At 67.2% G+C, this 13678-nt stretch carries 12 protein-coding genes; 4 read left to right on the top strand and 8 right to left on the bottom strand.

Annotated elements, in window-relative coordinates:
• The first annotated feature begins 86 nt into the window (after positions 1-86).
• Positions 87-1298 carry a phosphotransferase gene (locus tag F1D05_RS12325; protein WP_246486627.1) on the top strand — a complete coding sequence of 404 codons (1212 nt, stop codon included), beginning with the start codon at positions 87-89 and terminating at the stop codon, positions 1296-1298.
• On the opposite strand, the gene F1D05_RS12330 is transcribed toward F1D05_RS12325, so the two are convergent.
• Entirely contained in the window at positions 1291-1689 is a 399-nt protein-coding gene (locus F1D05_RS12330; RefSeq protein ID WP_246486628.1) for a nitroreductase/quinone reductase family protein, read from the bottom strand. The genes F1D05_RS12325 and F1D05_RS12330 overlap by 8 nt on opposite strands.
• A gap of 116 nt (positions 1690-1805) precedes the next feature.
• Between F1D05_RS12330 and F1D05_RS12335 the strand changes: the two genes are divergently transcribed.
• Entirely contained in the window at positions 1806-2324 is a 519-nt protein-coding gene (locus F1D05_RS12335; RefSeq protein ID WP_246486629.1) for a hypothetical protein, read from the top strand.
• Here the strand turns inward: F1D05_RS12335 and F1D05_RS12340 are convergent.
• The 4 genes from F1D05_RS12340 to F1D05_RS12355 form a co-directional block, all read right to left on the bottom strand.
• Positions 2321-3739 carry a M28 family metallopeptidase gene (locus F1D05_RS12340; RefSeq protein ID WP_185447751.1) on the bottom strand — a complete coding sequence of 473 codons (1419 nt, stop codon included), beginning with the start codon at positions 3737-3739 and terminating at the stop codon, positions 2321-2323. The genes F1D05_RS12335 and F1D05_RS12340 overlap by 4 nt on opposite strands.
• A gap of 78 nt (positions 3740-3817) precedes the next feature.
• Positions 3818-5410, bottom strand: a complete 1593-nt coding sequence (locus F1D05_RS12345) for a M4 family metallopeptidase (protein WP_246486630.1) — start codon at positions 5408-5410, stop codon at positions 3818-3820.
• A gap of 169 nt (positions 5411-5579) precedes the next feature.
• Complete coding sequence (locus tag F1D05_RS12350) at positions 5580-7655, bottom strand: M4 family metallopeptidase (RefSeq protein WP_246486631.1); 2076 nt, start codon at positions 7653-7655, stop codon at positions 5580-5582.
• 226 nt (positions 7656-7881) lie between these two features.
• Entirely contained in the window at positions 7882-9867 is a 1986-nt protein-coding gene (locus tag F1D05_RS12355; protein ID WP_185447754.1) for a thioredoxin domain-containing protein, read from the bottom strand.
• Between the two features lie 75 nt (positions 9868-9942).
• Here F1D05_RS12355 and F1D05_RS12360 point away from each other — a divergent pair, with 75 nt between their 5' ends.
• Complete coding sequence (locus tag F1D05_RS12360) at positions 9943-10764, top strand: TrmH family RNA methyltransferase (protein ID WP_185447755.1); 822 nt, start codon at positions 9943-9945, stop codon at positions 10762-10764.
• 7 nt (positions 10765-10771) lie between these two features.
• On the opposite strand, the gene F1D05_RS12365 is transcribed toward F1D05_RS12360, so the two are convergent.
• The 3 genes from F1D05_RS12365 to mca all read right to left on the bottom strand — a co-directional run bounded on the left by F1D05_RS12365 (position 10772) and on the right by mca (position 13105).
• A complete protein-coding gene (locus F1D05_RS12365) occupies positions 10772-11794 on the bottom strand; it encodes a copper resistance D family protein (RefSeq protein ID WP_185447757.1) in 1023 nt (340 codons plus the stop codon).
• A gap of 98 nt (positions 11795-11892) precedes the next feature.
• Positions 11893-12201 (bottom strand): hypothetical protein, encoded by a 309-nt coding sequence (locus F1D05_RS12370; RefSeq protein WP_185447759.1) that lies wholly within the window; start codon positions 12199-12201, stop codon positions 11893-11895.
• Positions 12202-12241: 40 nt separating this feature from the next.
• Positions 12242-13105 carry a mycothiol conjugate amidase Mca gene (gene mca, locus F1D05_RS12375; RefSeq protein ID WP_185447761.1) on the bottom strand — a complete coding sequence of 288 codons (864 nt, stop codon included), beginning with the start codon at positions 13103-13105 and terminating at the stop codon, positions 12242-12244.
• A gap of 35 nt (positions 13106-13140) precedes the next feature.
• Here mca and F1D05_RS12380 point away from each other — a divergent pair, with 35 nt between their 5' ends.
• Positions 13141-13563, top strand: a complete 423-nt coding sequence (locus F1D05_RS12380) for a DUF4307 domain-containing protein (RefSeq protein ID WP_185447763.1) — start codon at positions 13141-13143, stop codon at positions 13561-13563.
• The last annotated feature ends 115 nt before the right edge of the window (positions 13564-13678 follow it).

The raw sequence follows: 13678 nt of genomic DNA on the forward strand, positions 1-13678 counted from the left end.
ACTTCTTCGGCGAGGCGGGGCCTGACAGCGATCGCAAGGCGGGGATCTGAAGGCTGGCTGAAGGGTGTGGCGGCAGCATCAAGGAAATGACGTCCACCCCGGGGGAAACCATGAACAGCACCGCAAGCCTGACCGAGACGCTCGCGCCGCTCGGCCGGGACGCACTGGGCGAGCAGGAGTTCAGCCAACTAGTCGAGAGCATCACCGGACAGCCCGGCGCCCGGCCGACGGCGGTCCGGGTGGAGCCGGTCGACTACCTGATCGGTACGCCGAGCACCGCGGAGCTGCTCCGGCTGCTCGGTACGGCGGCTCTGCCCAACGGTGACGAGGTCAAGTGGTCCTGCTTCATCAAGAAGCTCCAGTCGGTCCGGCACTGGCCGCTGATCCACCTCATCCCGGAGCCGGTCCGCCAGGACTTCATCGACAACATGCCCTGGCAGCTCGAGGTCGCGGTCCATCGCAGCGACATCGCGGGCATCCTTCCCGACGGGCTTCGGCTGCCGACGGCGTACCGGATCGACGAGCACGAGGACGATCGGGCCGTGCTGTGGATGGAGAACGTGGATCAGGCACCTGGCTGCTGGCCGATGGAGCGGTTCGAGCGCGCGGCGTACCTGCTGGGCAGGTTGTCCGCCCGGCGGCAGACTCACCTGGTGGAGCCGTTCCGGCGGGGCGGGTACGGCGAGACGGCGGGGATCGGGCTGCGCTACTACACAACCGGCCGGGTGCAGCTGGCCGCGTTGCCGGGACTGGCCGATGATCAGACCTGGCGGCATCCGATGCTCGCCTCAGCGGTCTGCAACGCCGGCGACCACGGGCTGAGGGACGAACTGCTCGAGCTCGGCGCCCGGCTGCCCGCAGTACTGGATGCCCTTGACGCGTTGCCGCAGACCTATCAGCACGGGGACGCGAGTCCGCAGAACCTGCTGGTGCCGAAGGACAACGAGAACGAGTTCGTGGTGATCGACTGGGGTTTCGACTGCCCGCAGGCGGTCGGATTCGACCTTGGTCAGCTACTGATCGGATTGGCGCACGCGGGCGAACTGTCGGCGGACGCGTTGCCGGCCGTCCACCGGACCATCGTCCCGGCGTTCATGGAGGGATTGGCCGCCGAGGGGATGATCGTGCCCGAGGAACAGGTGCGCTACGGCTACCTGGGTTCGTTGCTGTGCCGGGCGGCCTTCACTGCCTTGCCGTTGGAGTTGTTCGGCAAGAACGACGCCGCCACCGAGAGCCTCTTCTACGAACGCGTCCGGCTCACCCGAGCCATCGTCGACCTGGTGAAAGAGATCATCTAGGAGTCAGGACGAAGACCCGGATCTCTCGGCCGCTGCGGACGACGTACGTGTCGTAGGCCGGCCAGACGCGAGTGACGAGTGGCCAGACCCGATCCCGCTCAGGCCCTTCGGCCAAGGTGGCGCGGACCGGGATCTCGCGGCCGCCGGACAACGACACGGTGGCATCGGCGGACGCGAGCAGGTTGCCCGACCAGGCCGGGTGCGTCTCCTGACCCCAGTTGGACGCGGTGACGACGAATCCGTCACCGTCCGGCGCGTAGATCAGTGGCACGGTCCGGTGCAGACCGGATTTCCGCCCGCGGGTGGTCAGAAGCAAAGTAGGCAAGGCGGATCGGCCGAGGATGGTGACCCGGCCTCCGGTCTTTCGTTGCAGCCAGCGATCAATCGGCACGGCTGCGCGACCGACGGTAGCGAACCATCGGTGGTGCCCTAACGACCGGATGACATTCGTGTACCAGCCCACCATCGAAGGATCCCATCACCCCCAGCAAGGGTATGTATGAGGGTGTGAAGAACATTCGGTACGCAGCACTGGCAGCCGCCGCCGGCCTGGTATTAGCCGGATGTGGTGACGAGACCAACTCCGGCAGTGCTCCGACCACGCCGCCGCCCAGCACACCTTCGACCAGCACGCCCGGTACGCCGACCAGCGGGCCGAGCAGCACTCGCACGTCCGACGCCATGCCGCTCACCGTCACCAGATCCGGCGGTTTCGCCGGCTTCGACGACCGTGTCGTGCTCGGTGCGGACGGCATCGCGAGCGTGAGCAGCCGCGGTGGGAACCCGGTCCACTGCAAGGTGGAGACCGGCCTGTTCAACACCGTCATCGTTGCCGTCGGGCAGGTCGACTGGGCCTCGGTCGGGACGACGAAGCCGACGATCAAGCACCCCGACGACATGATCATCGCGGTCTCGGCCGGTGGCGCGCTCGCCCGGCTCGAGGACCCCAAGGTCAAGCCGATGGTGACCCCGGTCGGCAGACTGCTGACCGAGGCCACCTCGCCGAAGCTCTGCAAACCGGTCTAGCCGGCCGTCAACGCCACATCGTCGATCACGAAACTGGTCTGCAGTGAGGAGTCCTCGGCGCCGAGGAACTTCACTGTGACCGATTTGCCCTTGTAAGCAAGGACGTTCAGCGTCTTCTGCACGTACGACGTACTCTTGTCCAGGTTCGAGTACGTCGCCAGCGTGGTCGTCGTGGCGCCGTCGACGACCTGCACCTTCACGGTGTCGTAGACCGTCGAGGTGGTCGTCTCGGCGGTGTCGATCCGGATCCACAGGGACAGCGCTGCCGCCGTCGCCGAGGCCGGGATGGCGACGGACTGACCGATGTTCTCGGTACTGCTGCGGCCGTTGCCCTGCAGCCAAGCCTTGTAGCTACCCGTACGGGCCGGCTTCGACGTGCTGTTGGTGATCACGCCGGTGGTGCCGGTCCAGCTGGTCGCACCTGATTCGAAGCCCGGGTTGAGGAGCAGGTTGTCGCCGGTCGGCGGCACCGTTGTCCCGTAGTCCTTCTGGGCGTAGTTCCAGACCATGTGACCGATCGCGTCGATCTGACGGTCCAGCGAGGTCAGGTTCAGGTTGTTGATCGTGTCGCAGGACCGGTGGTAGCAGGCGTCGAACGCCTGGTTGGCCGTACCGCCCCACTTGGTCGCCTGCGCGGAGGTTTTGATGTCCTCGGCGCCGGAGAAGGTGCCGGCGGTCGGGATCCCGAGCGATCGGAACGCCGCATGGTCCGAACGGCCTTGTACGTCGACGAATTCGGTCTGGATGCTCTTGCCGGTGAAGTACGTCTTCAGGTCGTCGCGAGCACCGTTGCCGGCCGCGTTGTCGTCGTAGATGAAGTAGCCCGGATTGGGCGACGCGATCATGTCGAAGTTCAGGTACAGCTCGATCTTGTCCCGCTCGGCCGCGGGCAGGTTGTTCACGTAGTACTTCGAACCGAGCAACCCGAGCTCTTCGGCCCCCCAGAAGCCGAAACGCAGCCGATTCTTGGGGACCTGGCCGCTGGCGGCGTACGTCAACGCGGTCTCGAGGACACCGGCGCTACCGCTGCCGTTGTCGTTGATCCCCGGCCCCGCACTGACGCTGTCCAGGTGCGAACCGGTCATCACGACGTGGTTCGCGTCGCCTTGCGGCCACTCCGCGATCACGTTGTACGACGTACCGGCTGACGTGGAGAACGACTGCAGGGTGGTGGTGAAGCCGGCAGCGTCGAGCTTGGCCTTCACCCAGTCGGCGGAAGCGCGGTACCCGGTCCGGCCGGTGTAGCGGTTGCCGCCGTTGTTGGTGGCGATGGTCTGGAGCTGGTCCAGGTGCGCCTTGGTGTTGGTGACGGAGATGTCGGGCGAGTCGACCGCGTTCGCGGCTGATCCTGGGACGAGGACAGCCGTTGCGACGAGGGCGGCGCCGAGTACGCCGTACAGGGGGGACTTGAGCATGGGCGGTAACTCCTTTGCCTCACAAAGGAAGGGCCCGGTGCGCAGCCTGGGCAAGGCCGCGCACCGGGTCCAGGGGTATTAGCAGACTGCGGTCCCTGCCGGAGCGTTGATCGCAGCGAATGCCTTCTGGATGCCCAGGCACTGGGCAGAGCCCGCGCCGTACAGCTCCTTGGCGGAGGTGATGGCACCGTTGCGGGCCGCCGCGTAGTTCGAGCCCGAGCTGAGCTTGGTGCTCAGCGTGCGGTACCAAACCTTGGCGGCCACGTCACGACCCACACCGGCGAAGGTAGTGCCGTTGCAGGAGGTGCTGTTGTACGAGACACCGTTGATGGTCTTGCTTCCGGTGCCCTCGGAGGCCAGGTAGAACCAGTGGTTCAGCGGGCCGGACGAGTAGTGCGGGTCCAGGTTCTTGGTGCCGGTGGTCCAGCAGTCCTGGCTGCCGCGCCCGTCCTTGGACGGTTTGTCCATGTAGCGCAACGGGGTGCCGTTGCCGTTGATGTTGATCTTCTCGCCGATCAGGTAGTCACCGACGTCGGTCGGGTTGTTGGCGTAGAACTCCACCATCGTGCCGAAGATGTCGCTGGTGGCCTCGTTCAGGCCGCCCGCGTCACCGGAGTAGTTCAGGCCCGCCGTCGCCTCGGTGACACCGTGGCTCATCTCGTGGCCCGCGACATCGATGGCGGTCAGCGGGTGGGTGTTGCCCGACCCGTCGCCGTACGTCATCTGGGTGCCGTCCCAGAAGGCGTTGACGTACGCGTTGCCGTAGTGAACGCGTGAGCGGGCACCTTGGCCGTTGTTGAAGATGCCGTTGCGGCCGTGGACGTTCTTGTAGTAGTCCCAGGTCAGCTGCGAGCCGTAGTGCGCGTCGACCGCGGCGGTCTGCCGGTTCGAAGCGGCTCCCGTACCCCAGACGTTGTCCGCGTCGGTGAAGGTGGTCCCCGCACCGGAAGATCCACCGTTCAGGTCCGTGGTGTAGTTGCCGCCACGGGCGGTGTCCTTCATGACGTAGTTGCCGGAGCTACCAGAGGTACCGATCGTGACCGTGCCGGCGTACATCGAGTTGCCGGTGCCGGTCTTGATCTCGTCGTCGGAGTCCAGCAGCGCACCGGTGCTCGCGTCGATGAACGAGTGCAGCACCGAGGGGGTCTGGTCGGCCTTGACTCCGGTGGTGACGACCTCGTAGGCCAGCACGGGCTTGCTCGGCGTCACGTAGATGACCAGCGTGCCCTGGTTGCCGGTGGCCTTGAAGCCGGCCGACTTCGCACCCTTGGCCAAGGCGGCCGACTGCGAGAGCGTGGGCTTGGTCGAGGCAACGCCGACCTTGCTCGCACCGCGGTTGTAGCTGACTCCGCTGATCGCGCCGTCACCAGTGCGCTTCACGATCAGGTCACCGCCGGCCACCTTCAGGCCGTTGAACGTCCGGTCGTAGCGGACGTACTCGGTCCCGTCGGCGTCCTTCACCACATCCTTGACCTTCAGAACCTCACCACTGCCCAGGCCGAGTGCGGCCGCGGTCTTCGCGGACAGCACCTGCTCGGTCTGGACGGCTGCCGGCTGGTCGAAGCCCGAAGCGGGCAACGGGGCGGAGCGGACAGCTGCTCCCGCGGGCGCGATGGCCAGGCCCGCGGCCGCTACTACGGCGATTGCCCCTACTGATGTCAATCTCTTCAAGACAGCACTCCTCACGGTTTCGTCGCTGAATGGGCGCAGCGACCGGATTCGTTGGGACACGTGCTTCCCGGCAGGGGGAACTCCCTCATGACGGGAGGGAACAGGCAGGTCCGGGGACGAATCAGGGCGGTGACTCGCCCCCGGACACTTCGGTACTACGACGCGCTGGTCAGCTGACGGTCAGCGCGGTGTCGTCGATGACGAAGCTGGTCTGCAGCGAGGAGTCTTCCGCGCCGAGGAACTTCACCGTGACGGTCTTGCCCTTGTAGGACGTGACATTGAACGTCTTCTGGGCGTAGGCGGTGTTCTTGTCGAGGTTGGACAGGGTGCCGAGCGTGGTGGTCGTCGAACCATCCACGATCTGTACCTTGACCGTGTCGTACACCGTCGAACTGGTCGTCTCGGCCGTGTCGATCTTGATCCACAGCGACAGGCTCGCGGCGGTCGCCGTGGCCGGGATCGCTACGGACTGGCCGATGTTCTCGGTGCTGCTGCGGCCGTTGCCCTGCAGCCACGCCTTGTAGCTGCCCGTGCGGGCCGGCTTCGAGGTGCTGTTGGTGATCACGCCCGTCGTACCGGTCCAGTTCGTGGCACCGGACTCGAAGCCCGGGTTGAGCAGCTTGTTGTCACCGGTGGGCGGTGGCTCGGTGGTGCCACCGCAGGCGGCGGCGCCGGCCGGAACCGAGATGCCGTTGAACGCCGCCTGGATGCCCTTGCACTCGTTCGAATCGGCGCCGTACAGCTCCTTGGCGGAGGTGATGGCTCCTTCACGAGCGTCCTTGTAGGTGCTGCCCGAGCTGAGCTTGGTGCTCAGCGTGCGGTACCAGACCTTGGCTGCCACGTCGTGACCGACACCGACGATGGTCGCGCCGTCGCACGCGGTGCTGCTGTGCGTGACGCCGCCGATGACCTTGGAGCCGGTGCCCTCGGAGGCCAGGTAGAACCAATGGTTCAGCGGGCCGGAGGAGTAGTGCGGGTCGAGCCCGCCGGTGCTGGTGGTCCAGCAGTCCTTGCTGGCACCGTCCTTGGACGGCTTGTCCATGTAGCGCAGCGGCGTGCCGTTGCCGTTGATGTTGATCTTCTCGCCGATCAGGTAGTCACCCGGGTCCGACGAGTTGTTCGCGTAGAACTCGACCATCGTGCCGAAGATGTCCGAGGTCGCTTCGTTCAGACCGCCCGCGTCACCGGAGTAGTTCAGGTTGGCGGTGGCCTCGGTGACACCGTGGCTCATCTCGTGGCCGGCCACGTCGATCGCGGTCAGCGGGTGGGTGTTGCCCGAGCCGTCGCCGTACGTCATCTGGGTGCCGTCCCAGAACGCGTTCACGTACGAGCTGCCGTAGTGCACGCGGGAGCGAGCGCCCTGGCCGTTGTTGAAGATGCCGTTGCGGCCGTGAACGTTCTTGTAGTAATCCCAGGTCAGCTGCGAGCCGTAGTGCGCGTCGACACCGGCGGTCTGCCGGTTCGAAGCGGTTCCGTCGCCCCAGGTGTCGTCCGGGTCGGTGAACACCGTGCCGTTGCCGGAGGTGGCACCGTTCAGGTCCGTGGTGTTGTTGCCACCGCGGTTGGGGTCGGTCATCGAGTAGCTGCCCGACGTACCGATGGTCACCGTGCCGGCGTACATGGAGTTGCCGGTACCGGTCTTGATCTCGTCGTCAGTGGCCAGCACCGCGCCGGACTTGGCGTCGATGAAGGAGTGCAGGACCGACGGGGTCTGGTCGGCCTTGACGCCGGTGGTGACGACCTCGTAGGCGAGGACGGGCTTGCTGGGCGTCACGTAGACGACCAGTGCGCCCTTGTTGCCAGTGGCCTTGAAGTCCGCCGACTTCGCGCCCTTGGCAAGTGCTGCCGACTGCGACAGCGTCGGCCTGGTCGACGCGACACCGACCTTGCTGGCGCCGCGGTTGTAGGTGACGTGGCTGATCGACTCACCCTTGCGCTTCACGATCAGGTCGCCGCCGACAACCTTGAGACCGTTGAAGGTGCGGTCGTAGCGGACGTATTCGGTGCCGTCGGCATCCTTCACCACGTCGCGGACCTTGAGCACCTCGCCTCCTGCGAGACCGAGCGCTGCGGCCGTCCGCGCGGTGAGCGCTTGTTCGGCCTGAACGGCGGCCGGCTGGTTGAAGCCGGATACCGGCAGTGGAGCCGTACGGGTGGCGGCTCCGGCGGGCGAGCCGGTGAAGGTCGCAGCCAGTCCAGCTGCTGCGACGATGGCCACCGCCCCTGCTGATGTCAGTCGTTTCAAGACAACATCTCCTCACGGTGTGGTCGCTGTTTGGGCGCAGCGACCGCTATTCAAATGGGGACGCCGGACGTTCTGGCCCAGCAGTGCCATTGCTCACTTGTGACACTGTGTGTCAGACCGTGCGAGTTCTGTTACATCCGACTGAAGGAGGACTCTGGCCCCCGCAGGGCCGTGGCGTCAAGCGATTCTGCTGAAATGACAGGGAAAACCCGCGCTTCGCGAGGGGTCAGCGCGCGGGACGCAACGCATGCCGAAGGTCTTCCGGCAACACGACCGGCAGCCGGCAGGTGAACTTCTGACACACGTACGCCGCGGCGCGGCCATCGCGGAGCTCACGGCCTTCCATCAGCGGAACGGCGAGTCCGGGATCGCCCTGGACCACCGCGGTCCCCCACGGCGAATCGGTGATTGCGATCCGCAACAACTCGTCGGAGACGCCGGCGATGGCGATCTCCAACGGCCCGGCGGCCAGTGTCTCGGCGACGGCCAGAGCCCTCCCCGCGAATCGCGGAGCCCGGGCGGCCAGCGCCGCCGAAGCCGTCAGCGCCTGCCCGGCGGCGGTCTCGCAGCGGACCGATCCAGTCAGCGACGCCACTGTCGTCAACGCCTCCGCGGCGAGCGATACGCCGGACGGGCTGGCGTTGTCCGTCGGGTCCTTCGGCCGCCAGACCAGCGCCTCGGCATCCGCGGCCGTGTCGTAGAAGGTGCCGTCGGCAACGAATTGCCCGATCACCCGGTCCAGCAGGGATTCAGCGGTCGTCAGCCAGCTCGCATCCCCGGTCACCCCGAGCAAGGTGAGACAGGCCTGCGCAAATGCGGCGTAGTCCTCCAGCACTCCGTGCGCAGTACCGGCCTTGCCGTCCCGCGAAGTCCGGTGCAGCCGGCCGGACTCGTCGAGGTGAACGTCCCGGATCAATCCGGCCGCCCGCACGGCCGCTTCGACATACTCCGGCTTACCCAGTACTACGCCCGCCCGGGCCAGCCCGGTGATGGCGAGACCGTTCCACGCCGCGATTACCTTGTCGTCGCGGGCGGGATAAGTACGCCGGGACCGAGCATCCCGTAGTACGGACTTCAGCTTGTCCCAGCGGTCGGGATCATCTGGGTCCTGGCGGAGCTGGAGAACGGACAAGCCGTGTTCGAAGGTGCCGGTGACGTCGCAGAGCTCGATCACCCAGCCGGCGTCGTCGGGTCCGAGCACCTCGCGCAGCTCGTCCGGCGTCCAGACGTAGTACTTGCCTTCGACACCTTCGGTGTCCGCGTCGAGCGCGGAGGCGAAGCCGCCGTCGGGCGTGCGGAGCTCGGCGATCAGGAAGTCGGCGGTCTCGGTCGCGATCCGCCGGGCCAGCGGCTCGCCCGTGAGCGCGAACCACTGGGTGTAGAGGTCGAGCAGGAGCGCGTTGTCGTACAGCATCTTCTCGAAATGCGGCACCACCCATTGCCCGTCCACGCTGTACCGCGCGAAGCCGCCGGCGAGCTGGTCGTACATGCCGCCGCGGGCCATCCGCTCGCAGGTCTCGGTGACCATCCGCAGCGCGTCGGCCGAGCCGGTCCGGCGGTGATGGCGGAGCAGGAAGTCGAGCACCATCGACGGCGGGAACTTCGGCGCCCGCCCGAAACCGGCGTCGACCGGATCGAAGTCGGCCTTCAGCAGCGCGACCGCTCGTTCCAGGGTCTCGGCGCCGATCTCGTCGCCGGCGGGATGGCTACGGGCGCTGAGTTGCTCGACCACGTCGCGACCGATCTTGTCGATCTGACCGCGCTTGCTCCGCCACGCCTCGGTCAGCGACTCCAGCAACTGGCGGAAGGTCGCCATCCCGGCGCGCGGCTCGGACGGGAAGTAGGTACCGCAGAAGAACGGCTCGGCGGCCGGGGTGAGGAACACCGACATCGGCCAGCCGCCCTGGCCGGTCATCGCGACCGTCGCCTCCATGTAGATCGCGTCCACATCGGGGCGTTCTTCGCGATCCACCTTGATGCTGACGAAATGCTCGTTCAGGTACGCCGCGGTCTGCTCGTCCTCGAACGACTCGTGCGCCATCACATGACACCAATGGCAGGCCGAGTACCCGATCGAGAGGAACACCGGTACGTCGCGCTCCCGCGCCTCCGCGAACGCCGCCTCGGACCACTGCCGCCAGTGCACCGGATTGTCCGCGTGCTGCCGCAAGTACGGTGAGGTCGACGATCCGAGCTCGTTCGAGGGCGCCATGCCCCCACGGTATGCGGTCGGCCGCCCGCGCCTCCTGCGCGGGATGGTCCCGATCCCCAGAAGTAGGATCCAGCCATGAGCGGCAGTGACATCGCAATCATCACCAGCGTCACCAATCCGAGGGTCAAACGGCTCGTGGCGCTGAGGAACCGCCGTCTCAGGGACAGGGAACAGGTCTGCCTGGTCGAGGGGTACAACGAACTCGCCCACGCCGTGTCCACCGGAGTCGCACCGATCGAGGTGTATCTCTGCCCGGACCTGATCGACGACGACCCGCTCGGACTCGCGGCGCGCCTGGGTGAGTTGGCCCCGGTCTTCCACCTGAGCCGGCCCGCGTTCGAGAAGGCTGCCTACCGCGAGGGAGCCGACGGGTGGCTGGCGGTCATTCCCACCGTCGAAACGGGCCTCGACCAGATCGCGCTGGATTCGAACCCGCTGGTGGTGGTCTGCGGCAGCGTGGAGAAGCCAGGCAACCTTGGCGCGATCCTGCGTACGGCCGACGCTGCCGGCGCGGTCGCGGTCGTGTCCGTGGACCCGGTCACCGATTGGGGGAACCCGAACGTCATCCGCGCCAGCAAGGGCGCTGTGTTCTCGGTTCGGGTGGCATCTGCGAGCACGGCCGATTTTCTTGCCTGGGCGCATTCCAACGGGCTGTCGACGGTGGCTACGACACCCGCGGCCACCGACTATGTGACTGATCTGGACCTGTCCGGACCCACGGCAATCCTGGTCGGTTCTGAGAAGCACGGTCTCTCTGCCGAACTGCTGGAGAAGGCGGACCGGACCGCCAAGCTGCCGATGTACGGGCACGTCGACTCGTTGAACGTCGCGGTCAGCGCCGGCATCACGATCTACGAGGCAGTGCGGCAGAGACGAGCAGTCGAGCCCACCGCTTAGCCGGTGCCTAGGCGGTTTGGGCCAGGGCGACCGAGAGGCCGATGGCGATCGCCATCACGACGAGTTCGCCGCCGACCAGTTGCCAGAAGCCCGCGGTGAATTCGTCGACCTTGGCGATCACCCGCCGGCGGTGGAACCAGCCGCAGATGATGAGTACGACGAACGCGAGCGTCTTGGCCAGCAGCAAACCGCCGTACGCGTCGGAGGTGAGCACGTCCATCGCGGAACTGAAGCCGCCGCCCTTGGCCGCGAGCCGTCCGGCCGCGCTGATCACGCCGCTCACCAGCACCGCGATCGAGGATGCCAGTGCGACCTGGCTGAACCGCTCGAGCACCATCGGGAGCCCTTGCCGGCTGGCACGGCCGTACCGGACCAGGCCGGCCAGTCCGCCGACCCAGGTGGTCGCGGCGATCACGTGGATGACGAGCGCGGCACCCGCGAGTACGACGTACGACTCGTTGCGGGGGTAAGTGGTGAGAGCCGGTGGGACCAGTGCGGCGATGGCGACCAGCACGCCGAGCCCCGCGGCCGACGAGGTCTGGACGCGGCGGATCCCGACCGCCAGCGCGACGACGAGGATGCCGGTGATCAGCAGTGCCTTCACCTCGGGCACGCCGAGCGCGTCGTCCAGCTTCAGCCGGAGCAGATCGACCCGGGTGTTGGTCAGCACGGCGGCCGTGATGATCGCGCCGCCGAAGGCCGCGGCGGCCCAGATGATCGCCGAGTTGCTCGCGTCCCGGATCGCCCGCCGGCCCTGGATACCCAGCGGGCCGCCGTCCGTCCGGAGCAGCACGACGGCGGCGAGCAAGGCGCCCGCACAACCGACGGTGGCCATCGTGGACAGCAATCGGAAAAAGGGCAGCAGCCAGTGGACGAAGCTGCCCGGGCCACCGATCCCGTCGTCCTGAGGCTCGCTACCGGCGGCATACAGCCCGATGACCAGCGCTACGGAAGCGACCAGTACTGCGCTCGCGCCACCCGCTACCAGACGTCCGGGCACGCGATGCCGGGCGGCGCGGGTCGCGGTCACAGAGCGTTCCCGCCCTCGGCACCTTGGTTCGACACGCGCTCACTATAGGTGTGCGACGAAAAAGTGACCCGTCACGACACCATCTCGTGACAATCCCCTTACCTAGTTGGTTTCGGGGCTTCCGGATCCGTCGTCGCCGGCGCGGCAGCGCCAGCCTGGTCCGCTGAGCTGTCCGTGGTCGGCCGGTCTACGGACTGTGCTCGGCCGGGCGCAGAAGCGTCCTCGGCCGGCGGCTGTCCATCGCTGGGATCGAAGTCGATCCGCTTCAGCTGTTTGCCCATGTTGCGCCACAACAGCACCGTGGCGGCAGCGAGCGCGAGCACGATCAGCAGCGCGACCCAGCCGGGCTTGACCGAGTTCGGGTCGATCTCGGTCATCGGGCGCACGGTCGTCAGAAGTGGGGTCATCGCGGTCACCTGGCCAGTGTCTCACCGTCGCGCCCCGGCCTCAGCGCAGCCCCGCGAAGAGGTCGTCCTCGGGCAGTTCGGATTCCACCAGACTGCGAGCCAGTTCGTAGTCCTCGGTGGGCCAGGCCTGCTGGTGCACCTCGAGCGGCACGGTGAACCAGCCGCCGTCGGGATCGATCTGGGTCGCATGCGCGAGCAGGGCCCGATCCCGTACGCCGAAGTACTCGGCGCACTCCACCCGGGTGGTGATCCGGCGCTCGTTCTCCGGGTCCGGCTTCCAGTCCTTCAGCCGCTCGGCGTACGGCGACTCCAGCCCGCGGGCGGCCATCGCGTCGTGCAGCGCCTTCATCCGCTCGCGGTGGAAGGTGTGGTGGTAGTACAGCTTCAGCGGCTGCCACGGCTCGCCCAGTTCCGGGTAGGCCTCCTTGTCACCGGCGGCCTCGAAGGCGGCGACGGTGATCTGGTGGCACATCACGTGATCCGGGTGCGGGTAGCCGCCGTTCTCGTCGTACGTCGTGACGACCTGCGGACGGAACTCGCGGATCAGCTTCACCAGCGGAGCGGCGGCGTCCTCCACCTTCAGCGAGGCGAAGCAGCCCTCGGGCAGCGGGGGCAGCGGATCGCCCTCGGGAAAACCGGAGTCGACCCAGCCGAGCCATTCCTGCCGGATGCCGAGGATCTCGCGGGCCGCGTCCATCTCCTGGCGACGGATCTCGCTGATGTTCGCCAATACCTCGGGGCGATCCATCTTCGGGTTCAGAATCGAGCCACGCTCGCCGCCGGTACAGGTGGCCACCATCACATCGACGCCTTCGGCGACGTATTTGGCGGTGGATGCGGCGCCCTTGCTGGACTCGTCATCGGGGTGAGCATGGACATGCAGCAGACGAAGATCTTCGGTCACAAGTCACAATGGTCCTCCAAGCCCGAGGAGAACCGTTGACCGACCCATCCGCAACCGACCTGGACGCCCGTTACGGCCGGACCCGCAACGGCCGTGGCCGCCAGCCGCTGGTGCTGGGGATCATCGGTGTCCTGGCGCTGACGGCACTCGCCTGGCTGCTGTGGGCCGCGTTCGTGCAGTCCACCCCGCCGGTGTCATCGCGGTTGCTCGGGTTCACCATCACCTCGCCGACGTCGGCGACCGCGACCATCCAGGTGGACCGGGCCAAGGACGTCGAGGCGTCCTGCCGACTGCAGGCGAAGGCGGCCGACTTCTCGATCGTCGGCGAGCTGACCCTCACCGTCACGGCCGATTCACCCCGTCGGCAGAGCCTGGATGCGACCCTCACCACCCAGCGGGACGCGACCGCCGTCGTACTGGTCGGCTGCACCACCGCGGACGTCCACCACCCCCGCTGATCCGACGCTGCCCCCCCGCTGATCCGGCACTGAACCCCGCGCTGGCCCGCGTCGATCCCCGCATTTGGCCGGCTCTCGGCCCGCCTTGAGGCGGATCGACCCGTTCCCGCTGGGT

It is taken from the genome of Kribbella qitaiheensis (assembly GCF_014217565.1).
In the GTDB taxonomy this organism is placed as follows: Bacteria; Actinomycetota; Actinomycetes; order Propionibacteriales; family Kribbellaceae; genus Kribbella; species Kribbella qitaiheensis_A.

Coding starts and splice junctions, on each gene's coding strand:
- F1D05_RS12355 (WP_185447754.1), bottom strand. CDS start 9,867: ATGGCGCCCTCGAACGAGCTCGGATCGTCGACCTCACCGTACTTGCGG.
- F1D05_RS12340 (WP_185447751.1), bottom strand. CDS start 3,739: ATGCTCAAGTCCCCCCTGTACGGCGTACTCGGCGCCGCCCTCGTCGCA.
- F1D05_RS12360 (WP_185447755.1), top strand. CDS start 9,943: ATGAGCGGCAGTGACATCGCAATCATCACCAGCGTCACCAATCCGAGG.
- F1D05_RS12325 (WP_246486627.1), top strand. CDS start 87: ATGACGTCCACCCCGGGGGAAACCATGAACAGCACCGCAAGCCTGACC.
- F1D05_RS12370 (WP_185447759.1), bottom strand. CDS start 12,201: ATGACCCCACTTCTGACGACCGTGCGCCCGATGACCGAGATCGACCCG.